The sequence below is a fragment of the Atribacter laminatus genome (assembly GCF_015775515.1).
Classification (GTDB): Bacteria; Atribacterota; Atribacteria; order Atribacterales; family Atribacteraceae; genus Atribacter; species Atribacter laminatus.
In genome coordinates this window covers 1,723,026-1,745,678 of sequence record NZ_CP065383.1, presented here as the reverse complement: position 1 = coordinate 1,745,678, position 22,653 = coordinate 1,723,026, and the positions used below count along the sequence as shown (strand labels likewise).

General features: G+C 40.3%; 18 protein-coding genes and 1 tRNA gene. 1 reads left to right on the top strand and 18 read right to left on the bottom strand.

Going from position 1 to position 22,653, the window contains the following annotated elements; all coding sequences use genetic code 11:
* The 12 genes from RT761_RS07970 to rpsU form a co-directional block, all read right to left on the bottom strand.
* Complete coding sequence (locus RT761_RS07970; protein WP_343073779.1) at positions 1 to 1,062, bottom strand: deoxyguanosinetriphosphate triphosphohydrolase; 1,062 nt, start codon at positions 1,060 to 1,062, stop codon at positions 1 to 3.
* Between the two features lie 70 nt (positions 1,063 to 1,132).
* Entirely contained in the window at positions 1,133 to 3,805 is a 2,673-nt protein-coding gene (gene ppdK, locus RT761_RS07965; RefSeq protein ID WP_218110896.1) for a pyruvate, phosphate dikinase, read from the bottom strand.
* Positions 3,802 to 4,662 (bottom strand): kinase/pyrophosphorylase, encoded by an 861-nt coding sequence (locus RT761_RS07960; protein WP_218110895.1) that lies wholly within the window; start codon positions 4,660 to 4,662, stop codon positions 3,802 to 3,804. The genes ppdK and RT761_RS07960 overlap by 4 nt, the downstream gene beginning before the upstream one ends.
* The gene (gene glyS, locus RT761_RS07955) at positions 4,659 to 6,764 is read right to left on the bottom strand and encodes a glycine--tRNA ligase subunit beta (RefSeq protein WP_218110894.1); all 2,106 of its coding nucleotides are present in this window, start codon (positions 6,762 to 6,764) and stop codon (positions 4,659 to 4,661) included. The genes RT761_RS07960 and glyS overlap by 4 nt, the downstream gene beginning before the upstream one ends.
* 13 nt (positions 6,765 to 6,777) lie before the next feature.
* A complete protein-coding gene (gene glyQ, locus RT761_RS07950) occupies positions 6,778 to 7,653 on the bottom strand; it encodes a glycine--tRNA ligase subunit alpha (protein ID WP_218113409.1) in 876 nt (291 codons plus the stop codon).
* A gap of 61 nt (positions 7,654 to 7,714) precedes the next feature.
* The gene (gene recO / locus RT761_RS07945) at positions 7,715 to 8,482 is read right to left on the bottom strand and encodes a DNA repair protein RecO (RefSeq protein ID WP_218110893.1); all 768 of its coding nucleotides are present in this window, start codon (positions 8,480 to 8,482) and stop codon (positions 7,715 to 7,717) included.
* Entirely contained in the window at positions 8,479 to 9,375 is an 897-nt protein-coding gene (gene era / locus RT761_RS07940; RefSeq protein ID WP_218110892.1) for a GTPase Era, read from the bottom strand. Before era ends, recO begins: the two co-directional genes overlap by 4 nt.
* A gap of 3 nt (positions 9,376 to 9,378) precedes the next feature.
* Entirely contained in the window at positions 9,379 to 10,206 is an 828-nt protein-coding gene (gene cdd / locus RT761_RS07935) for a cytidine deaminase (RefSeq protein WP_218110891.1), read from the bottom strand.
* Between the two features lie 60 nt (positions 10,207 to 10,266).
* Positions 10,267 to 12,378 carry an HD family phosphohydrolase gene (locus tag RT761_RS07930; protein ID WP_218110890.1) on the bottom strand — a complete coding sequence of 704 codons (2,112 nt, stop codon included), beginning with the start codon at positions 12,376 to 12,378 and terminating at the stop codon, positions 10,267 to 10,269.
* Positions 12,332 to 13,339, bottom strand: a complete 1,008-nt coding sequence (locus RT761_RS07925) for a PhoH family protein (RefSeq protein ID WP_218110889.1) — start codon at positions 13,337 to 13,339, stop codon at positions 12,332 to 12,334. The genes RT761_RS07930 and RT761_RS07925 overlap by 47 nt, the downstream gene beginning before the upstream one ends.
* 9 nt (positions 13,340 to 13,348) lie before the next feature.
* On the bottom strand, positions 13,349 to 13,789 hold the full coding sequence (locus RT761_RS07920; RefSeq protein WP_218110888.1) for a GatB/YqeY domain-containing protein: 441 nt from the start codon (positions 13,787 to 13,789) through the stop codon (positions 13,349 to 13,351).
* Positions 13,786 to 13,965, bottom strand: coding sequence for a 30S ribosomal protein S21 (gene rpsU / locus RT761_RS07915; protein ID WP_218110887.1), 180 nt, complete (start codon positions 13,963 to 13,965; stop codon positions 13,786 to 13,788). Before rpsU ends, RT761_RS07920 begins: the two co-directional genes overlap by 4 nt.
* 297 nt (positions 13,966 to 14,262) lie before the next feature.
* Here rpsU and RT761_RS07910 point away from each other — a divergent pair, with 297 nt between their 5' ends.
* Positions 14,263 to 14,679 carry an Asp23/Gls24 family envelope stress response protein gene (locus RT761_RS07910; protein ID WP_218110886.1) on the top strand — a complete coding sequence of 139 codons (417 nt, stop codon included), beginning with the start codon at positions 14,263 to 14,265 and terminating at the stop codon, positions 14,677 to 14,679.
* Positions 14,680 to 14,725: 46 nt separating this feature from the next.
* Here the strand turns inward: RT761_RS07910 and RT761_RS14115 are convergent, their stop codons facing one another.
* The 6 genes from RT761_RS14115 to nuoE form a co-directional block, all read right to left on the bottom strand.
* Positions 14,726 to 15,313 carry a helix-hairpin-helix domain-containing protein gene (locus RT761_RS14115; RefSeq protein ID WP_246465115.1) on the bottom strand — a complete coding sequence of 196 codons (588 nt, stop codon included), beginning with the start codon at positions 15,311 to 15,313 and terminating at the stop codon, positions 14,726 to 14,728.
* A 170-nt stretch (positions 15,314 to 15,483) separates the two neighbouring features.
* Positions 15,484 to 17,955 carry a leucine--tRNA ligase gene (gene leuS / locus RT761_RS07900; RefSeq protein WP_218110885.1) on the bottom strand — a complete coding sequence of 824 codons (2,472 nt, stop codon included), beginning with the start codon at positions 17,953 to 17,955 and terminating at the stop codon, positions 15,484 to 15,486.
* A gap of 57 nt (positions 17,956 to 18,012) precedes the next feature.
* Positions 18,013 to 18,088, bottom strand: a tRNA-Ala gene (locus RT761_RS07895).
* A gap of 71 nt (positions 18,089 to 18,159) precedes the next feature.
* Positions 18,160 to 20,184, bottom strand: a complete 2,025-nt coding sequence (locus RT761_RS07890; protein WP_218110884.1) for a [FeFe] hydrogenase, group A — start codon at positions 20,182 to 20,184, stop codon at positions 18,160 to 18,162.
* Positions 20,174 to 22,075 carry an NADH-quinone oxidoreductase subunit NuoF gene (locus RT761_RS07885; protein ID WP_218110883.1) on the bottom strand — a complete coding sequence of 634 codons (1,902 nt, stop codon included), beginning with the start codon at positions 22,073 to 22,075 and terminating at the stop codon, positions 20,174 to 20,176. The genes RT761_RS07890 and RT761_RS07885 overlap by 11 nt, the downstream gene beginning before the upstream one ends.
* A complete protein-coding gene (gene nuoE, locus RT761_RS07880) occupies positions 22,059 to 22,580 on the bottom strand; it encodes an NADH-quinone oxidoreductase subunit NuoE (RefSeq protein WP_246465335.1) in 522 nt (173 codons plus the stop codon). Before nuoE ends, RT761_RS07885 begins: the two co-directional genes overlap by 17 nt.
* Positions 22,581 to 22,653 lie beyond the last annotated feature (73 nt).

Below are 22,653 nucleotides of genomic sequence, written 5' to 3'. Positions count from 1 at the left end.
TCAGTTGATTTCTTTTCCCATTCCTTCCTGCGGCCAGGAAAATGGAATAAAATACTTCCGGTAGATGGCCATAGCATAGCGATCGGTCATCCCGGAGATAAAATCGCATACGATTAAATTGACATCTTGGTAATATAAATTAATCCGATATTCCTTTTCAAGGACTTTTAAATTTTCTAAAAAGAATTGATAAAGCTCTTTTATTAATCGTTTCGCTTTTTCTCTTTCAACCTTTTGATATTCACCAAAATATACGGTTTCAAATAAAAAGTTTCGTAATTTCTGGGTGGCATTTCGAACTGGAGCGCTCATGGTTACCGAAGAATTATCAACGCTATTAAGAATAACATCTTTCACCATTCGATTAATTCTTTCTCGGTGGGTTTCCCCCAAAATTTCTAAACAATCCTGGGGAAGGTCACACTGAGTGATAACACCAGCCCTTATCGCATCATCGATATCGTGATTGACATAAGCTATCATATCTGACCATCTCACTACTTGGCCTTCCAAAGTATGGGGTAAATTTTCTTTTGAAACTTTCTCCATATTCAAATCCCTGGTCTTGGAATGCCGAAGAATACCATCTCTCACCTCCCAGGTCAAATTAAGACCCTTTCCATCTCTTTCGATAAATTCAACAACTCGCAAACTCTGTTCATTGTGTTTAAAACCCCCTGGACGAATTTCCTGGAGGGCTTCCTCGCCAGCATGTCCAAAAGGAGTATGACCCAGATCATGACCAAGACTGATCGCCTCGGTGAGGTCCTCATTTAACCGTAACCCTCGAGCAATAGTTCGAGAAATTTGAGATACTTCCAGGGTGTGAGTAAGCCGGGTCCGATAATGATCACCTTCCGGACTTAAAAAAACCTGACTTTTATGTTTGAGTCGTCGAAATGACTTGCTGTGGATAATTCGGTCACGATCTCTTTGAAAGCAATTCCGCAATTCACACTCATTTTCGGGACGCTCGCGCCCTCGGCTCTTGGTACTTAAGGTTGCCAGTGGTGAGAGGGTCTGAGCTTCCCATTTTTCCCAAAATTTTTTTATTGTAGTAATTTCCAAGCGATCACCTGAAAAACCGGACTGGTATAGACCAGTCCGGTTTATTTCGGTTCAATAAAAGTGCTTATTTATCGAACTTAGAAGTATCCCTAACCTTTCCCTCATCTTCGATTACCGCATGAGCGGCCGCCAAACGAGCCAAAGGAACTCGGAAAGGTGAACAGCTGACATAGTTTAATCCAATGGTGTGGCAGAATATAACCGAATTCGGATCTCCACCATGTTCACCGCAGATCCCGCATTTGAGATCCGGTCGGACTTGTCTTCCTTTCTGAACACCCATTTTCATTAATTCACCAACTCCATCAAGATCGATGGATTGAAAAGGATCCTCAGGCAGAATACCATTTTCTTCATAGAAGAAAAGGAATTTGCCTTCAGCGTCATCACGGCTGTACCCAAACGTCATCTGGGTTAAATCGTTGGTTCCAAAGGAGAAAAATTCGGCGTATTCAGCAATCTGATCGGCAACTATTGCTGCTCGAGGGATTTCAATCATGGTTCCAAATTTATACTGAACTTTCGATTGATGTCGATCTAGAGTTTCTTTAGCAATTTTTTCCAAAATTTCTTTTTGAATTTTAATCTCGTTCTGGTGGCCTACCAATGGAATCATAATTTCTGGAAGGACTTTCACTCCTTCTTTATCCAGCTCACAGGCTGCATCGATAATTGCCCGGACCTGCATCTCGACAATTTCTGGGTATACAATTCCCAATCGGCAACCACGGAGACCTAACATCGGGTTGGTTTCATGAAGTCCACGAACGATCTTGAGCATTTTCTCTTTTTCCTCTAATTCAGGACCACTGATTCCCTTCACCCGTAAAGTGGTTACTTCAACCAGCAAGTCCTCCAATTTGGGGAGGAACTCGTGGAGTGGAGGATCGATTAAGCGGACGGTCACCGGTTTTCCTTCCATAACCTTAAAAATTTCTTTAAAATCACCTTTTTGCATTGGTTCTATTTTTGCCAAGGCTTTTTTCCGTTCTTCTACATTCTGAGCCATGATCATTTCTTGCACTGCTGGTAAACGATCGGGTGCCATGAACATATGCTCGGTCCGGCACAAACCAATACCTTCGGCACCGAATTCAATTGCTTTACGAGCATCATTTGGCGTATCGGCATTAGCACGAACACCCAGCTTTCGAATACTATCAGCCCAACCTAAAAGCTTTTGGAAATCATCGGAAAGTTGCGGCGGAATGGTTTTAGCTTGTCCCAAAATAACTTCGCCTTTCCCACCATCGATGCTGATAAAGTCTCCTTCTTTGACGACCAAAGAGTTGACTTGGAATTGCTTTTTATCAAGATCGATAGCTACCGCTTCACAGCCGGCAACACAGGGTTTTCCCATTCCTCGGGCCACCACTGCAGCGTGACTGGTCATTCCACCTCGGCTGGTTAAAACTCCCTGAGCAGCAACAACACCGTGGATGTCATCAGGGGTGGTCTCAGGACGAACCAAGATAACTTTGGTTCCTTCGTTGGCTACCCGTTCGGCATCATCAGCATCAAAATAAACCTTTCCACTAGCTGCACCAGGAGAAGCCGGAAGTCCTTTGGCAATAACTTTCAATGAAACACTACGGTCAATCTGTGGATGAAGGAGTTGATTGAGAGAAGCTGGATCAATTCGTTTTACAGCTGTTTTCTTGTCAATTAATCCTTCACTCACCATGTCTACAGCTATTTTAATGGCTGCCTGAGTGGTTCGTTTCCCGGTTCGGGTTTGAAGCATATAAAGCTTTCCTTTTTCAATGGTAAACTCAAAATCCTGCATATCCCGATAATGTTCTTCAAGTATAGAGTAAATCTTCTTCAGATCTTCAAAGGCCGCCGGAAGATCCTGTCCCATATCCTTAATTGCTTTCGGAGTTCGAATACCGGCTACCACATCTTCACCCTGAGCGTTAACCAAGTATTCTCCATAAAACTCTTTTATACCGGTTGACGGATTGCGAGTAAAACCAACACCGGTTCCCGAATCATTGCCCATGTTCCCAAAAGCCATCATTTGAACGTTGACTGCGGTTCCCCAGCTTTCTGGAATTTTATTTATCTTTCGGTAGGTAATCGCTCTTTTGTTATTCCAAGAACTGAAAACAGCATTGATGGATTTTTTTAACTGATTAAACGGCTCTTGAGGGAAATCTTCACCGGTCACCTTTTTATACAGTTCTTTATACCGTGAAATAACAACTTTTAGGTTTTCAGCAGTGAGGTCGGTATCAAGCCTGGCACCAACCTGTTTTTTAACATCACTGAGAATTTCTTCGTATTTATCGTGGTCGACCCCCATAACCACATCACCAAACATTTGGATAAAACGTCGGTAACAATCGAGGGCAAACCGCTCATTACCAGTTAGCTTTATTAGGCCCTGGAGAGAGCTTTCATTCAAACCCAAATTTAAAACCGTATCCATCATGCCTGGCATGGATGCCGGAGCACCAGAGCGAACAGAAACCAATAGCGGGTTTACTGGATCTCCAAATTTTTTTTGCGACTTCTTTTCCAGTTCAACTAAGTTCTTTTTTACCTCTTCTTCAAGTCCTTCGGGCCAAGTTTCGTTGTTTTTGTAATAATGATGGCAAGCTTCAGTGTTAATGGTAAATCCTGGAGGGACGGGGAGACCTATTCTGGTCATTTCAGCAAGATTGGCACCTTTTCCGCCCAAAAGCATCTTCATTGATGCATCGCCTTCACCAAAAAAATAAACGTACTTCTTCATTCTGCTTCCTCCCTTTGCTTTTGAATTTTAAGCAAAATCTGATTGATTATATCTTTACTATTTAAACTGGTGATATCAATCACTGGACAGTTTAACTTCTTATATATGTCTCGTGCAAATTCAATTTCTTGATGAACAACCTCTTGATTGGATTTGTATTCCATGTAATTCAAACCCAGGTTCATAATGCGTTCATTGCGGACCTTTTGTAAAAAACCAGGTTCCATGATAAAGCCAATAATTACTTTCCCCTGGTCTTTCCCCAAAACATCTTTCAAGTTTTGGGGAAGAGGAAGATCAGGGTTCAACATCATAAAACCACATTTTATTCCCTTTTTTGCCAATTGCATTACGCAATCGTCACGGTGGGGGAACCAAACGGTAAGGATGATGACCTGTGCCTCATTCAGACGAGAAAAGCTTACTCCAGTACTTTCCGCCAATGCATATTCTACCGCTTCAGTAATTGCCACTGATTCTCCATCGGAGCTATGAAGCAAACCCGGCTCTCCCCGTGGGGATCGAGTGGACAGTTTTCGTATAGAATTAACAATTGGGCTCAACAAATCCAATACTAAAATTCGGCGATGAAGTGATTCGGTAACCAGCGCTTGAACAAAATCATCATTGACCAGAGTATAAATCACCAAATCCTTATGAGGGCGTGTCATGTCGAGTATACTAAAGATTTCTTCTTTATTTTTTACATGATCAAATCGTAAAATTTTAACTCGAGGGAGATCAAACTGAGCAAGTGCTGCTTGTACTGCCAAATAGGCAGTCTTGCCCGTTCCATCAGAAACCACAAATATACTGAAATCATCACTGGTCATAAAATCACTTAATTCGGAACTCACCTGGATCCCTCCTCAATAACGATCTGAGAAAGATCGGCTATGGGTTGCCAGAGTTCAACAATATTTTTTAACATCGACAGGCGATTATTGCGTACTGATTCAGATTCGGTCATAACCAATACATCGTCAAAAAAGTTGTTGAGTACTGGGACAACAGCTGAAAAAGACTCACAAGCATAAATATAATCGCCTCGTTGGATTGCCGGATAAAATTCTTTTTCTATGCTTTGTAGTGTTTTGTAAAGTTGGTGTTCTACTTCTTCTTCAAAGAGATTGGTATCTACTAAGGAAAGCTCTTGAAAATTTTTGGTGATGTTGTTGGCTCGAGAATACCCGGTAATAATATCTTCAAAAAATTTCCTTTCATTATCGAATAATTTTTGAAGTGCATGAATCCGCAGGTAAATATCATAGACATCATCACAAGATACACTTATTACTGCATTGATGATTGAGTAATTTATTCCTGTTTCTAACAAATAAAAACGAAATCGACCAATGATAAATTGAATAATATCATTGGTCACCGAGGGATCGGGATTCACAAACCCTTGTTCTTTTAAAATTGTTAAGTTCCAACTAATCCAGTCTCGCAAGTTTGAATACCAACGACGGTTTAATAAAATATTAAGAATCCCCTGAGCTTGTCTTCTTAATCCAAAAGGATCAGTTGAACCGCTTGGTACTCTCCCCAAAGAAAAACTGGAAACTATATTATCCATTTTATCAGCAAGGGAAAGAATGCACCCGGTGAAAGTTTCCGGGTAGTCTTCCTGTCCCGGGGAGGGGAGGTATTGCTCTTTAATAGCTGTAGCGACTTCCTCATTTTCACCGTCTAATTGAGCATAAACCTTTCCCATGTGTCCCTGTAACTCCGGTAATTCTTTAACCATTTCACAGGTTAAATCGGTTTTTGCTAAAAGAGCAGCTCGCTCTAAGTGGGAGAGAGAATTTTCATTGCCTGGGAAACAAGCACCCAATCGTTCAACTAAATATTTTAATCGGAGGGTTTTTTCCCACATGGTTCCTAATCCTTCTTGAAAAACTATTCCTTTTAAAGACTTGGTTCTCTGTTCTAATTTTTTTTTCTGGTCTTCGGTAAAAAAGAACAAAGCATCTTCGAGTCGAGCTTTTAATACTCTCTCATTTCCATGAATAATTTTCTCACATCCAAAAGCCGGTCGATTCAAAACCACTAAAAACCGGGAAAGCAATTTTCCCTCATCATCAACACAGGCAAAATATTTTTGGTGATGTTTCATCACCGTGGTGAGAACGCAAGCTGGAAGTTGTAAATATTTTTCATTAAAATTTCCCAAAGCTGCATCGGGATATTCGACTAAAAAGGTAACTTCATTTATGAGGTCCTCATCTCTCAACCAATGACCATCAATCTTTTTCACTTCTCTATCCAATGCTTCCTCAATCATTGTCCTTCTTTGAATCGGATCAACTATAACTTTGAGACTTTCCAATGTTGTAAAATAATCGGCTGCTTTATTTAAAGCTTGAGAGTTTTTTGATAAAAATCGATGTCCGTGGGTGAAACGAGAAGTAGAAACGCTAGCCACCGAGAGTGGAATTTCATCTTCTCCAAATATTGCTACCAACCAACGAATGGGGCGAACAAAACGATAGTCTCCCTCTCCCCAAAGCATGGAACGAGGAAAGTTTAAAGAACGTAAAACAACCGGACAGAGTTGGATCAATACATCCCTGGATGGTTGCCCATCTCTTATTTTTTTTCCAAAAACATATTTCCCCCGCTCGGTTTCTTTTATGAAAAGGCTTTGAGGGTCTATGCCTTGAGCCCGTGCAAATGCCAGAGCAGGTTGTAAAGCTTCTCCATCAGGAGAAAAGCCAACCTTAGCTGCCGGTCCCTTTACTTCCAAAATCAAAGGCTCTTGGCGTTCTTGTAGCTCTTTAATAATAAGGGCAATTCTTCGAGGAGTACCGACTAAATACAAATCCTCATAATGGAGCCGTGATTCCTTCAATTTTTCGATAAACCGACTTTTGGTTTCCTCAAATATCGACGAGATTAAACTAGAAGGCAGCTCTTCAACTCCAATTTCTAAAAGGAAATCTCTTGTTTTCGTCATGATTAACCTTCACCTAATTTGACTTTTTTAACCAGGGAAAACCCATTTTCTCTCTTTGTTGGAAATAAAGACGGGCACACTGGTTGGCAAGTTGTCGAATTCTCCCCATATACTGACTTCTTTCCAGAACGCTGATTCCACCCCGGGAGTCAAGAAGATTAAAAGTATGAGAGCATTTCAATATATAATCATAAGCTGGCATAACCAGTTCTTTTTCCAAGAGCCGCTGAGCTTCCTTTTCATAGGACTCAAAAAGCTTAAAAAGAATATCAGTTCCGTTATGTTCAAAGCTATAAATCGAGTGTTCTCGTTCTTCCTGCCAACGAACGTCACCATAAGTGAGGGTTTCATTCCATTGAATATCAAAAACATTCTCTTTTTCTTGTAAATACATGGTGATTCGTTCTAAACCATAGGTAATTTCCACTGATATTGGTTTAAGATCTAAGCCTCCAGCTTGTTGGAAATAGGTAAATTGGGTGATTTCCATCCCATCCAACCACACTTCCCATCCTAAGCCCCAGGCTCCTAGAGTGGGAGATTCCCAGTTATCTTCAACAAAACGGATATCGTGTTCAGCTGGATTAATGCCTAACTCATATAAACTGTTGAGATAAATATTCTGAATATCGGATGGTGACGGTTTGATGATTACCTGATATTGATAGTGCTGATAAAGTCGGTTTGGATTTTCTCCATAACGTCCGTCCGCTGGCCGTCGTGAAGGTTCGCAATAAGCCACACCCCAGGGTTCTGGTCCAATCACCCTGAGAAAGGTTGCCGGGTTCATGGTTCCGGCACCAACTTCAATATCATATGGTTGTTGTATAATGCAGCCGTTTTTTTTCCAAAATTGACTGAGGGTTAAAATTATATCTTGAAAGTATATAGTATCATCACCTACCCCAAAACACACCAAGGAATTAATATATCAGTTGCCATTATGGGTGTCAACTTACTTCTTGAAAACGTTCGAGAAATACTTTCCATTCGGTAATTTTTTTTTCAACATGGTAAGTGAGATACTCGGATACCAGTCGATCGAGATAGGCAAACTGGTTTTCTCTCAGTTGAATCGATAGACACGAAGCACAGGAAAAGGTCATTAACTTGCCCAAGAGAACCATCATATCAGGGGGTAAATAATGAAGATCAGGTATCGAAGACGAGCATTTTTCACAAATCACGCCGCCGGATGCTGAACTCCATCCAGGAGGAATTTTCTTGAAAGGATTCCCGCAAACTGCACAAGCTCGTATCCGAGGGAAAAATCCCAAATATCGAATCAAATCGATACGAAATTTTAAAGTGAAAATATTAAAGTTCTCGCACTTCATCGATAAATCAAGATAAAATAGAACGGTTTCAAAAATCCTCTCATCGGATTCTTCAGGCTCATAACAACGGTCAATGACATACAAAAGATAATTGGCAAAAACCCACTGATTGGTTTTCTTGCCAATTCCTCGATAACAATCCACAATATCTGCCTGAGAAAGAACCGGCATTCCCCGACCATCATAAAACATAAAATTCGAAATTGCTGGGCAGTCAAGAGCCGGGCCAAATCGGTTCCCTACTTTCCTGGCTCCTTTGGCTATAGCGCTAATCTTCCCCTTTTTTCGAGTAAAAAGGGTAACAATTCTATCTAATTCACCATAATTTATACTTTTTAAAACAATTCCTTGATCTTTCCAGTAACGACCAGTTTTCATCATAAGAATGTATAACCCCATCTTCTGAGAACATCAGGTTTTTTTCTCCAGTTCAACTGAGTTTTAACCCATAAATCCAAAAACACTTTTTTTCTAAAAAATTCCTCCAGGTCCTTTCTAGCTTCGGAACCAATTCTTTTAATCATACTTCCCTTCCCCCCGATAATAATTTTTCGGTGGGAATCCTTCTCAACATAAATTATAGCTCGAATGGAAACCAAATCCTCTTTCTCTTTAAATTCCTCAACTCGCACTTCCACTCCATAAGGGATTTCTTGGTGAATATTATGCCAAACTTTTTCACGAATAATTTCTGCAACAATATCTCTCTCATATACATCAGAAATTTGTTCCTTATCAAAATAGGGTGGTCCGAAAGGAAGGAGATTTAGGACTTTTTGGATTAATTGCTCCAACCCAACACCTTTTAAAGCTGAAACCTCAAAAATATCGTAAAATGAAAAATGCTGGGAAAATTCCTGAATGGTTTTTTGTATTGTTTCTTTCTTAAATAAATCAATTTTATTCACGACCAATAGAATTGGATGGTGAAAATCTCGAATCTCTTTTAGATAGGTTCTATCGGTATCAATTGAAACACCGGGGGTGGTTATATAGAGTAAACAATCGGCATCGGGAAGCGAACTTTTCCATTGATTGGAAAGAAATTCTCCAAGAGGGTCAGCTGGGATATGAAATCCTGGAGTATCGATAAAAACGATTTGGCAATCGGGTCGATTTAAAATTCCCTTTATATTTTTACGTGTGGTTTGAGGCTTATCGCTGACAATGGTGATTTTATATTTTAAAAGGCTGTTGAGAAGGGTAGATTTTCCAACATTTGGCCTTCCCCAAATGGTTACAAAGCCAGAACGAAAACCGATCTGATCTTCCATGGCCTATTCCCCTTTTTCGGGTTTAAACTGAAAAGGGTGGGGCAAGAGTTCATCCAAGGTGTAAATTTGATAATCACCGTCATGTCGGGCAGCCACTATTTCAAGATAAGGTGCAAACTCATACAAAACTTGCCGACAGGCACCGCAAGGAAGGCAATAGTCTTGGCCGGATGAAACGACTGCCAGTCGTGTGAAGGTAGCATATCCCATAGATACTGCCTTAAAAAGAGCAACTCTTTCTGCACAAACCGACAACCCCAGAGAAGCGTTTTCGATGTTTCCTCCCTGAATCACCTTGCCATCACAGGTTTCCAAAGCCGCACCGACTGGGAAGAGCGAATAAGGAGCATAGGCAAAATGTTGTGCTTTTTGGGCTGATGTTACTAACCGCTCACGTTTTTCAGTAATAAGAAATTGTTCAAGTAGATTATTTTGTCTGGTTTCCATGATTCGTTTTTTATCCGCGTCACTGTCATCGTAACCTAATAAATGTAAAAGACCGTGTATAAGGAGAAGCTTTTGTTCATTTTCATATTTAGTCCCATAGGTATGAGCATATTCTCTTGCCTTTTCCGGACAAATAATAATCTCTCCCCATACTTCGTCGGGTTCTTCCGTTCCATAAAAAAAAGATATGACATCAGTATCGATATTTTGATGAAAAAATTCTTTTTTCAGTGCCCGTATTTCATCAAGACTTATAAAGGCGATACTCAATTTTCCGAGAATTTCCCGATTCTCTTCTGCACAAACATAGTTGACAATTTTTTCTAATACTGAGCGGGATAGCGTACTTTCTTTTGTTGAACGACTCACAACAACAGTAGCCATTATCGACTCCTTTTAATTTATCGATAAATATGATATGCCTTTGCTCATTCTATTTCCATCTCATTTGTTGCCTTTGTCCTCTCCATTCACGGTATTTTCCGGATAAGGAACCCTGGCATGAAACATCCCGCTTAATATCATTACAAAGGCATCAGAAATTTTATGAATATCCCTCATAGTAAGCGGTGTATCATCCAATTGCCCATCTTTGAGATAATTTTGAATTATTCCGTTTACTATTGCTTCCAAGCGGCTGGAATTAAGATTATTTGCGCTCCGGATAGCAGCTTCAACGCTATCAGCTAAAAAAATGAGGACTTCTTCCTTGGCTTTTGGAAGGGGTCCTGGATAACGAAACTCGGTATCGGTTACGTCGTCTTTCTTCTGTTTGATTGCCTTATCATAAAAATACCTCATTACGGTATTCCCATGGTGGCTTTGAATAATATTTTGAATCTCAACTGGTAAATGGTATTTCCGAGCTATTTCCAATCCATCTTTAAGGTGGTTTTGAATAACCAACGTACTCAGATGGGGGGAAAGGCGGTTATGGATATTTTCATTCATCTGATTTTCGATAAAAAAATAGGGTCGCTTAATTTTACCAATATCATGGTAATATGCTCCAGCTCGAGCCAATAGTGGGTTGGCTCCAATAGCATCGGCAGCAGCTTCAGCAAGATTAGCCATCATAAGGCTGTGACTATAAGTACCAGGGGCCTCCATCATCAAGCGCTTAAGCAATGGATGAGTGGGGTTAACTAATTCCAAAAGACGAAAATCCGTGGCAACATGGAAGGTGGTCTCAAACAAAGATATCCCACCTAACGCTGCAGTCGAGGCTATGATGGCTCCCCCAAATCCATAAACAGAATTAACGAGAAACTCTGTAGGAGTATTTCCCTCTTGTAAACCAAATATTATTACCATCAGTATGTTTGCCAGGGCTATCCAAAAACCGGTTTTTACCAAATCGCGACGTTTAATAGTTTTATCCAATAAAAACAGCGGTAAGAAGAGATTCATAAAGATATAGAAGCTCCTCATAAAATCAGCCCGTTCACCCCACATTAAAAGGGGGAAAAGAATGAGCGACTCGCATAAAGCCAGGTTCCTCCCCATCAAAGTATAGAGAATAAATGGAACTGCAGCCAATAATATCAAATACCAGGAAAAGCGGAGAGATAAAGCATTGAGAGCGATAACTCCGATTGCTGTTAGGATTCGAATTAATAGAAGTGAATTCCTCTGGATGATTTCAGTTGCAAATTTCTTAATAAAAGAATATTCAAAAACTAAAGTAAAAATAATCAGAATTCCTAGAGCTACTAATAAGTAAGATTCATATTGCTCGCTAACTAATCCCAAAGCACGCAGGCCCTCTAAGTCTGCATGAGTAACAGCGGTTCCTTTTTTGACTAAAATTTGACCTTTTTGGATATACCGTTTGACTGGTTCGACTTTTTTTATAGCTTGTTCTCGCTGTTTCTCGGTTTCAGCTATATCTATTCTTGCATTTGGTTTCAAAAAACGGGAGGTTAATAAATTCAAGACTCGAATTTCATCGATTTCTAAATCCATTCTTTCATAGGCTGAATAACTCTCTAATATTTTTTGTTCAACTTCTCCTTCACGTATGGGTTGACCGAGGTTTTTCTCCATATTTAATAAAAAAACCTCTTTTATCTTGTCATACTTTTCTCGAGGCGTTGCAACAAACCACTCGAAAACTCCAGGAGTAATTTTCCACTTTCGAAAAAATTCCTCCTTCATTTCAAAAGAAAGTGACTGAGTAGAAACGGTGTCGCGAATGACTTCCAATTCTTTAAAAAAGGTTGTGTATTCTTTTTTTAGGTCTTGGGTAATGCCCTCATCAATTCGAAAAATTGGCACTAAATCGGCCAGTAAAGTGTCTTTTTGTTCTTCAGTCGCTTTGACGTCAACAATTTCAATGGTTTTTCTGGCAAAGATATCTCTTGGTGCAATTTGGCCTTCGCTGAGTACTACACCCCCCATTGAATAAGAGATCCAGAGGACGAAAAACAAACCCAGTCCATACAAGGGATAATTCCAAAATTGGAAAGTCAGAATTGCTTGGAGACGAATAAAAACGGGAGAAAAAAAATCAAGTACTTTCTTCTTGAGTTGGAAGGTTCTTTTCGAATTTTTCATAGGCTTGGATGATCTTCTGGACGAGTTGATGCCGTATCACATCCTTTTCGGTTAAATAGATAAACTCGACACCAGAAACATCGGCGAGGATTTTCTGTATTACCATAAGACCAGAATTTTTTCCAGATGGGAGGTCCACTTGAGTTATATCCCCAGTAACAACCACTTTGGAACCAAAACCCATACGAGTTAAAAACATTTTCATTTGTTCTGGAGTAGTATTTTGAGCTTCATCAAGCACAATAAAAGAATCATTTAAAGTTCTCCCTCTCATATAGGCTAATGGAGCTACTTCTATAACATCTTTTTCAATATATTTTTGAAAACGCTCGGGAGAGAGCATTTCATATAAAGCATCATAAAGCGGACGAAGATAAGGTTCGATTTTTTCTCGGAGGTCCCCGGGGAGATATCCTAGACTTTCACCAGCTTCAACCGCCGGCCGCACTAAAACAATCCGGCTCACTTCTTTTTTTTGAAGAGCAGCGCAAGCCATTGCCATGGCTAAATAAGTTTTACCTGTTCCCGCTGGTCCAATACAAAAAATGAGTTCCTTTTCTTTCACTGCTCGGACATAATTCACTTGCCCAGCGGTTCGGGGATGAATGATTTTATGGTAAGCGGTGGTAATAATTCCCTGACTATAATCTTTCTTCCACCACATTTCTCTACCTTCCTTAATGGTAGCTCCCATTTTTTGTATATCATCGCCCGTCAAATCATGTCCTTCCTTTAAAAAAGTTGCCAGCTCATCAAGAAAGGTTTTCACCTGAGTCAAACTAGTATCATCTTTCTTCTCCCCAACTATTAGGGATTCTGGTGTCAGATCGATATTGACCTGAAATATATCTTCGATTAACCGAAGATTTTTATCTAAATATCCAAAAAGTTTCTTTATATCTGAAATCTCAAAACAATCAAGACGATATTCAATTTGTTTGTGCTTCGCATTTATAGACAAATGAGCTTATCATCCCTCATTCAACTTTTGTTTAACAATAGCCGATACCTGGGAGCCATCTGCTCGATTGGCTGCCCTGGACATAACCTCTTTCATAATTAAGCCAAAGGATTTCTTATCTGACAAAGCCACCATTACCTCATCAACCAAAGATTCAATCTCCTCGACGGTTAATTGAGGTGGTATAAATTCCTGGAGGATAGACATTTCTAATTTTGCTTTTTGTATCAGTTCCGGCCGATTTCCTTTTTCAAAATAACCTATAGAATCCTCTAGTTTTTTTACGCCTTTTTTAAGTACCCGAACCAATTCATCTTCATTTAAAGGCTCGCGTTTTTCAATTTCTTCGTTTTTTATTTCGGCCAAGACCAGACGAATTGTATCAAGCCGGGTGAAGTCTTTTTCTTTCATTGCTTTTTTCATATCCTCAACCAGCTGTTCTTTGATCATCTTCTTTTTTTCCTCCGAGCCGCAGCCTGGGCTTTTTTTCTTTTCTTTTCACTGGGCTTCTCATAATGCTCTCGTTTTTTTATCTCAGAAATTATCCCATTTCTTTGACATTTTCTTTTAAAACGTCTTAATGCTTCATCAATGCTTTCGTTCTGACTTACTTTTATTTCTGTCACCAAAATTCCTCCCTTTAAAATCCAAAGTAAAAAAATTATAGGATATTCACTATGGAGTGTCAATGAAACCTCAGAAAAGAAGGCTTCCACCCGATTTTTAGTCTAAATGATTATTTAAAACTGAGTATATAAAAATTCGAGTTCTTAATAAACCCACATTTTATAATTTTTAATTTAAACAACAAAACCGTTGGTTTAATATAACCTTACAATGATGATAAATCTTATTTGCTTCCTAAAAATAGGAAGGTAATGATATTATAATAATGACATTATATCAGATTGGGGGTTTCAACCATGAACGAAGAAAAAAATCAACTCATGGATAATTCTCCACAACAACCGATTCCCACCGGAACGGAGGCTATTGGCGAAATTAATATTGCACCGGACATTATTGCAACCCTTGCCGGCATAACTACAATGAAAATTGCCGGTATTACCGGCATGGCAGGTATTCCATCGGCTTCTTTGAGTACCATAATGGGAAAAAGAGAAATTAACAAAGGGGTAAAGGTAGACATCAAAGAAAAAACCGTTAGCTTAGAAATTTCCGTAGTTATTGATATTGATACCGTCCTCATCGATGTAGCAAAAAATGTGCAACGAGAAGTGAAAAAAGTTATAGAAAACAAAACCGGAATGACCGTCAACAAAGTTGATGTCAATATCCGAGAGGTTTCTTACAAAGAAAAGGACGAAGCTCCGGCGTAAAAAGTACTATTTATAGGTTTGTATCACAATCCTTGGCTGGAAGTTATTAATTGCGAATCGAATTTTTTATATCTTGAAGTTTCTTGGCGCCAATCCCTTTCACATTTATAAGGTCATCAACCGATCGAAAGGGACCATAGGTTTTTCGATATTCAATTATTCTCTGGGCAATTACATCACCAATTCCGGGAAGCCTTTTGAGTTCCTCAAGGGAGGCAGTGTTGATCTGAACAACCAAATCACTATCAGTTTCTTCAGACAATGGAATTTGTTCAGAAAAAGAAAATTGAAACCTATCAAGGTCACCTTGAATGGAATTCTGAGCTGGTATATTAATACGGAGTCCATCATGAACCGGTGCTGCTAAATTTAAACTTGAAATATCAGCTTGAGGAGTGACCCCGCCAGAAAGCTCAATGAGCTGGTAAAGTCGGGTACCCTCTTCTACTTGATATACTCCCGGTTTGAGTACTTCGCCGGCGATTTGGACAATATAGCTCTCTGGTCTCTTATCGCTCGAATCCGCACCCGTTGCCGAAACAACCCGGGTTTTATAAAATAAAAAACTGATACTAAACACCAATATTAACGATAGAACTACAAAAACGATTCTTTCTTGACGAGAGAATAACATTGTTCTTTTTTTGATTGCAATAAATTTGAGACTCTAGATCTTATCCCTTTATTTAAATAATTGTTTTAACTTTATTCTATATTAAATATTTAGTTCACCATACATACAATAATTAATATTATAATCAATTATTTAAAAATGGAAATAGGATTCTATTCAAGAGAAACGCTTTATCGAACCACCAGATTCAATAACTTATCTGGAACAAAAATATGCTTAACCAGAGCTTTTTGATCCATCCAAGTCTGAACTCTTTCATCTTTCAGGGCGAATTGTAAAACATCTTTTTCATCAGTCCCAGCAGGTACGGTAACTTTACTTCTTACTTTTCCGTTGATCTGAATAACAATTTCAACCTGATTTTCGACCAGTTTCTCTTCATCGTGTGTCATCCATTCTGAAACTGACAAAAAGGAACTTTCTCCTAAGGCTCTCCAGAGTTCTTCGGTTAAGTGAGGAACAAAGGGATTAAGCAGTGATACCAGAGTTTTAGCCGCTTCAAATAAAATTTCCTTTTCTTGAGGATGAATCCCTTTTTCAGAAAAGATACGCTGAGAATCGATAATTTCATTCATCAATTCCATTAATGAACTGATCGCCGTATTAAAGTGGAAACGTTCACGAATATCGGTGTCCACTTTTAAAATCGTCCGGTGAATCATTCGTTCCAAAGCTTTCATTCTCTCCTGATTAGGTTCTACCTGTTGGTCTTCTTCACACCGAATAACTTCAGTTACCGTTCTCCATACTCGGTTGAGAAAACGATGGGCTCCTTCAACACCACGATCTGACCATTCCATATCCAGTTCCGGAGGCCCAGCAAAAAGGATAAAGACCCGAATGGTATCCGCTCCATATTTTTGAATAATTTCCCGGGGACTCACCACATTTCCCTTGGATTTTGACATTTTAACTCCGCCCTTGGTAACCATTCCCTGGGCAAATAAATTGATAAAAGGCTCGGAAAAATTGATAATCTTCAGGTCTTTTAATACCTTTATAAAAAAACGGGAATAAAGAAGATGAAGAATGGCATGTTCTACCCCGCCAATATACTGATTGACTGGCATCCAATAATCAACATCTTTTCTTTTAAAAGGTTCTTGGTCAGTCCAAGGAGAACAATAGCGGAGAAAATACCATGAAGAACACATGAAGGTATCCATGGTATCAGTTTCTCTTTTCGCCGGCTCACCACAAATAGGACATACAGTATTGACAAACTCGGCACACCTCGCTAATGGAGAAGGACCACCCGGCTGGAAGTCAACGTTTTGAGGAAGAAGTACAGGAAGGTCTTTTTCTGGAACCGGGACTTCACCACAACGATCACAGTAGACAATAGGAATAGGAGCTCCCCAATATCTCTGTCGAGAAATTAACCAGTCTCTTAACCGATAGGAAACCGCCCCCTTGCCAATTCCTTCCTTTTCTATATAGGAAATTATTTTTCTTTTTCCATCTTCGGAAGGCAAACCACTGAAATCTCCTGAATTAACCATTAATCCAGAACCAGCATAACATTTCTCGTTGCTATCTGATTGAAGTGGTTGGATCACTTGGCGAATAGGTAAATTGTATTTTACGGCAAACTGATAATCCCTCTCATCATGAGCAGGAACTGCCATAACTGCACCTGTACCATACTCAAGGAGTACATAGTCGGCAATCCAAATCGGAATTTCCTCTCCATTGAGGGGATTCAGAATTTCCTTTCCAATATATATCCCTTCTTTGTCTAAGGTTTCCGACATACGGTTAATATCGCTTTTTCGAGAAATTTTTTCCCGAAATTTCTTGACTTTATCCTGATAGGAAGTTCCGGCAACCAGTTCGTCAACCAAAGGATGTTCTGGAGCTAAGACAAAAAAGGTCACACCAAAGATGGTATCAGGTCGTGTGGTAAATACTCTTATTGGCTTGTTTAAACCCGAAATAGAAAAATCTATATAGGCCCCTTCGCTTCGACCAATCCAATTCCTCTGCATGGTGAGGACTCGTTCCGGCCATTCTCCTAGAGTGTCGATATCATTCAGTAAAGCCTCGGCATATTTGGTGATTTTTAAATACCATTGACTCAGCATTTTCCGAATAACCGGAGTTCCACAACGTTCACAGTTTCCTTCCACGACCTGTTCGTTGGCAAGAACCGTAGAACAAGATGGACACCAGTTCACTTGACCGGCTTTTTTATATGCTAAATGATTTTTATAAAATTGCAGGAAAAACCACTGAGTAAATTTATAGTATTCTGGTTCACAGGTTATGACTTCTCTTCTCCAATCATAACTGATACCAATTCGCTTTAAAACTTTACGCATTTTATCGATTTTATCATGGGTCCAAATTGATGGATGAATGTTGTTTTTAATAGCAGCATTTTCCGCTGGCAAACCAAATGAGTCATAACCCATTGGGTGGAGAACATTAAAACCTTGACGAGTAAAATACCGTGCTACGACATCTCCAATAACATAATTCTTAACGTGACCCATATGAGGGTCACCAGAAGGATAAGGAAACATTTCTAAAACATAGTATTTTTTTCGATCGGGGTTGGTTTCAACCTGAAAGAGGTGATTATCTGACCATTTTTTTTGCCATTCTAGCTCAATTGCGTCAAAATCATAATTCTCTCGCAAACTGCTTACCCCCTATATGGAAAAAAGCCCGTCCCGAAGGGACGAGCTTTAATATGCTGGTGGAGCTGAGGGGAGTTGAACCCCTGGCCTCCTCCACGCCAAGGAGGCGCTCTCCCAACTGAGCTACAGCCCCAAACTTCTTCGAAGACGACCTTTATTATAGGAGAATCCCATTCATCAGTCAACGGATTCGCCAAAAAAAGCTTAAATTTTAGCTAGTACATGGTTTTCAAATATTTCTTTTACGTTTTGTTCGGTTACTCCTGAAATAACTTCATCGTTAATCCGAATATTGGGACCAAGAGAACATTTTTCCAAACAGAAAGTAGCACCTATACTCACTCGGTCTTGGAGGTCATGCTCCTTAGCTAATTCAAGCAACCGCTGGAGAAGGTTATAGGAGCCTTTCAAGTAGCAACTTGTTCCAACGCACACAGCAATGTCAATTTTCTGGGATTCTTTGGCTTCTTGAATTCGAATAAACTCTTGGCTGATTCTTCGACGTGAATGATAACTGGTGTGGAGGACTTTTTCGGCCTCCTCACTATTGGGTTTTTCTAACCATTTTTCATAAAGATATTTCAACGATGGATTATCCTGAGCTTTACGAATCGTACTCATCCGGTCAGCATTATAGAGACCCTGGGCTCTTTTACGAAGCGTCAGTTCGCGGTTGGGGTGTGCTAATGGCATACCACCACCACCAATACATCCTCCCGGGCAATTCATAACTTCAACCAGATCGTAATAGCGCTTTCCTTCTCGTATCTCTTTTACTAATCGTTGCAAATTCGCTAAACCATGAACCACAGCTACCTTTACCGTCCGACCGTCAAAGTCAACTTCGACTTCACGCAAACTATCGAATCCTCGAACTCCATTAAATTCAACATTTTTGAGTTCTTTTCCGGTTAATCTTTCGTAAGCATAACGGAGTACCGCTTCGGAAACTCCTCCAGTCACTCCAAAGATGACACCCGCACCAGTACCCAAACCCAGTGGAACATCAAATGGAACCGGATCCAGCTCTTTGAAATCAATGTTGGCCGACTTGATCATTTTGATGATTTCCTGAGCGGTCATGACAATATCAACGTCCGGTTTTCCCTCGGTTTGAAACTCAGGTCGACGAGCCTCAAATTTCTTCGCTGTGCAAGGCATAATGGAAACAGAAACGATTTCATCCAAGGTTTTGTTTTCAACTTTGGCTACAAAATTCTTGATCACTGCTCCAAACATCTGTTGTGGAGATCTGGCACTGGATAAGTTATTTAAATAGAAAGGGTAATTCCTTTCTGCATAAACCACCCAGGAGGGGCAACACGAGGTGAAATGAGGAAATGGGCCACCTTTGGTCAAACGTTTGAAGAATTCCTCTGCTTCTTCAACGGTGGTCAAATCGGCACTGAATGCTGTATCAAATACTCGATCAAATCCAATTTTTTTCAAGGCAGCAGCAATTTTCCCAGTACTGATCTCCCCCGGTTCCAGTCCAAAAGCTTCTCCAACTGCCACTCGAACTGCTGGAGCAATCTGAGCTACAACAAATTTCTCTGGATCCAAAACTGCTTCCCAGGCTTTATTAACTTCAGACTTTACAATTAAAGCCGCGGTTGGACAACGAACGGAACACTGACCACAATAAACACACTCTACTTCATTGAGATTTTTTCCAAAGGCCGGCTCCACCAGCGACCTTGAACCTCGCTGGGTAAAATCGTAGATTCCAATCCCTTCAATTTCTTTACAGGTTCGAACACAATCACCACAAAGAATGCATTTATTCGGGTCACGAACCAAAGAGAAGGAAGAGGTATCCAACGGAAGGTCATCGGTCCTTTCGCCAAAGGGGACCTCGGTTATATCCAAACGAGCGGAGAGCTCCTGTAGTCGGCAGTTTAGATTTCGTTCACAGGTGGTACAATCACGTTTATGATTGGCTAAAAGGAGTTCTAAAACCATTTTACGAGCTTTGAGAATTCTTTGGGTATTGGTTTTAATTACCATTCCTGGTTCAGGCGGAGTCGAGCAAGATGGCATAATCCCTCGTCCTTCAACCTCAACCAAGCACATCCGGCAAGCACCATAAACACTTAAATCAGATAAATAGCAAAAGGTTGGAATATCGATATCTGCTTTGCGAGCTACCTCGAGAATGTTTTTCTCGCCACTTAATTCAATTTCTTGACCATCAATTATCACTGATTTTTTAAGATTTTCATGACTCATGGTTCTTTGACCTCCATTCAACCAATACCGCATCAAAGGGGCAAGCTTCGAAGCATGAACCGCACTTAATACAGGCTTCTTGATCGATTATATACGGGACTTTCGGTCGTCCGGAAATACACTTGACCGGACATACTCGGGCACATTTTCCACATGCCCGGCATTTTTCCGGATCGATCCGGTATTCTTTCATAGCATTGCAAACATGGGCAACGCAAACATGATTATACACATGATCGAGATATTCGTCTTTAAAATAGCGGAGAGTGGTCAGGACCGGATTAGGAGCAGTCTTTCCCAAGCCACAGAGTGACGCATCGCGCACGACTTCAGCTGTTTCAATCAGTAAATCCAGATCTTCACCCTTGGCACGAGCTTCAACTATTTTCTGAAGTATATTTAACATATGCTTGGTCCCTTCTCGACAGGGAACACACTTTCCACAGGATTCATTTTGAGTAAAATGAAGGAAATAACGTGCTAACTCAACAATACAGGTATTTTCATCCATGGTGACCAACCCACCAGAACCCATAATGGCACCGGCAGAACAGAGCGAATCATAATCCACAGTGAGGTCTAAATGTTGCTCAGTCAGACATCCACCTGAGGGTCCTCCGATTTGAACCGCTTTAAATTTTCCATTGTCTTGTACGCCTCCTCCAACATCAAAAATGAGCTCGCGGAGGCTGATACCCATAGGTACTTCTGCTAATCCAGTATTTCGGATTTTTCCGGAAAGGGCAAAAGTTTTCGTTCCAGGGCTGGTGACTGTTCCAAAAGAACGGAACCAATCGGCTCCTTTTAAAATGATAATGGGAACATTAGCCAAGGTTTCAACATTATTAATAACAGTAGGATATCCCCAAAGACCTTTATTGGCAGGAAAAGGCGGCCTCGGGTTGGGCATGCCCCGTTTTCCTTCAATAGAAGCCAATAAAGCGGTTTCTTCGCCACAGACAAAAGCACCGGCACCTTCTTTAATAATAAGGTCAAAGGAAAAGGAAGTCCCAAAAAGATTTTTCCCTATTAATCCAGCTTCTCGAGCATCGGCTATGGCTTTTTTCAATCTTTTTACCGCTAAGGGATACTCCGCCCGAACATAAATATATCCTTCTTGAGCTCCAAAAGCGTAACCGGCAATAGCCATTCCTTCGATAACGGTATGAGGATCGCCTTCCATAACACTGCGGTCCATAAAAGCACCGGGATCTCCTTCATCACCATTGCACACGATAAATTTCCGATCAGCCTTAGATAAACGAGCAAACTGCCATTTCCGCCCAGTCGGGAAACCTCCGCCTCCCCGTCCCCGCAGCCCGGATTTTAAAATCTCTCCAATGACATCGTCGGGGCTCATGGTCGTAACGACTTTTGCTAACGCCAAGTAACCGTCATGAACCAAATAATCATCAAGCTCTTCAGGATCGATTGAACCACAATTACGGAGGACAATTTTCATTTGTTTCCGGTAGAAGGGAACGTCTTTCATCAATGGCCATTTCCGGATTTCCTGGTTGGTTTCTTCCTGATATACCAGGTCATCAACTACTTGGTTGTTCTTCAAAGTTTCCTCAACTATTCGATCAACATCTTCTGGTTTTACTCTCAGATAAAGTATTCCCTTCGGTTCAATCCTTACCAAGGGGCCAGCTTCACACAATCCCATACATCCGGTCTCTTTAAGCGATGGTTGGTGATTATCAGCGGTTTTTTTCACTGTAGCCGAGAGCTGGTTTTTTTCAATCAATTCTTGAAACCTTTTATAAACCGCATCTGCTCCTTTGGCTAAGCATCCTAATCCACCGCAGACTAAAATCTGGGCGGTAACTGGTTCCCTTTTTAATTCTTGAATGTGATTTTCCAGTTCTTCTTTAGTCTTGAATGGCATGGACCATTCCTCCCTTGTTTTCTTCGATCAATCCTTCAATAATTTCGCGAGTCTTTTCTTCGTTTAACATCCCGTAAACCTCTTCATCGATCATCATAGCCGGTGCGAGAGCACAAGCTCCGATACAGGCGACGGTTTCAACTGTAAAAAGAAGGTCGGGAGTTGTTTCTTCGTTTTCTTTTAATCCTAATTGTTCTTTGACAGTTTTTAAAACATTGATTGATCCTTTTACATGGCATGCAGTCCCATCACATACCCGTATCATATGCTTCCCTTTCGGTTTTAAAGAAAATTGAGCATAGAAGGTAGCAACTCCGTATACATAAGCTGGAGACACTCCCAGGGCAGTTGCTACATAAGTCAATATTTCTTCAGGAAGATACCGATAATCGGCTTGAATTTCCTGAAGGATAGAAATTAAATGTGATTCATTTCTATCGTGTTTTTCTAGAATAGCATTTACTTTTTCGAACTGACGACTTAAGGTCAATTCTTGATTCTCCATTTCCAATGACATTCACCTCCGGATATACGGTCATCGTAACCCACCGAGTTACGAAATAATCTTCTTCGTTTAT

What these genes read in the sequence shown, in the direction of transcription:
- RT761_RS07930 (WP_218110890.1), bottom strand. Translation starts at nt 12,378, where the DNA reads ATGAAAAATTCGAAAAGAACCTTCCAACTCAAGAAGAAAGTACTTGAT.
- recO (WP_218110893.1), bottom strand. Translation starts at nt 8,482, where the DNA reads ATGATGAAAACTGGTCGTTACTGGAAAGATCAAGGAATTGTTTTAAAA.
- RT761_RS14115 (WP_246465115.1), bottom strand. Translation starts at nt 15,313, where the DNA reads ATGTTATTCTCTCGTCAAGAAAGAATCGTTTTTGTAGTTCTATCGTTA.
- ppdK (WP_218110896.1), bottom strand. Translation starts at nt 3,805, where the DNA reads ATGAAGAAGTACGTTTATTTTTTTGGTGAAGGCGATGCATCAATGAAG.
- nuoE (WP_246465335.1), bottom strand. Translation starts at nt 22,580, where the DNA reads ATGGAGAATCAAGAATTGACCTTAAGTCGTCAGTTCGAAAAAGTAAAT.
- cdd (WP_218110891.1), bottom strand. Translation starts at nt 10,206, where the DNA reads ATGGCTACTGTTGTTGTGAGTCGTTCAACAAAAGAAAGTACGCTATCC.
- RT761_RS07910 (WP_218110886.1), top strand. Translation starts at nt 14,263, where the DNA reads ATGAACGAAGAAAAAAATCAACTCATGGATAATTCTCCACAACAACCG.
- RT761_RS07920 (WP_218110888.1), bottom strand. Translation starts at nt 13,789, where the DNA reads ATGATCAAAGAACAGCTGGTTGAGGATATGAAAAAAGCAATGAAAGAA.
- RT761_RS07885 (WP_218110883.1), bottom strand. Translation starts at nt 22,075, where the DNA reads ATGCCATTCAAGACTAAAGAAGAACTGGAAAATCACATTCAAGAATTA.
- era (WP_218110892.1), bottom strand. Translation starts at nt 9,375, where the DNA reads ATGGAAGATCAGATCGGTTTTCGTTCTGGCTTTGTAACCATTTGGGGA.
- RT761_RS07890 (WP_218110884.1), bottom strand. Translation starts at nt 20,184, where the DNA reads ATGAGTCATGAAAATCTTAAAAAATCAGTGATAATTGATGGTCAAGAA.
- glyS (WP_218110894.1), bottom strand. Translation starts at nt 6,764, where the DNA reads ATGACGAAAACAAGAGATTTCCTTTTAGAAATTGGAGTTGAAGAGCTG.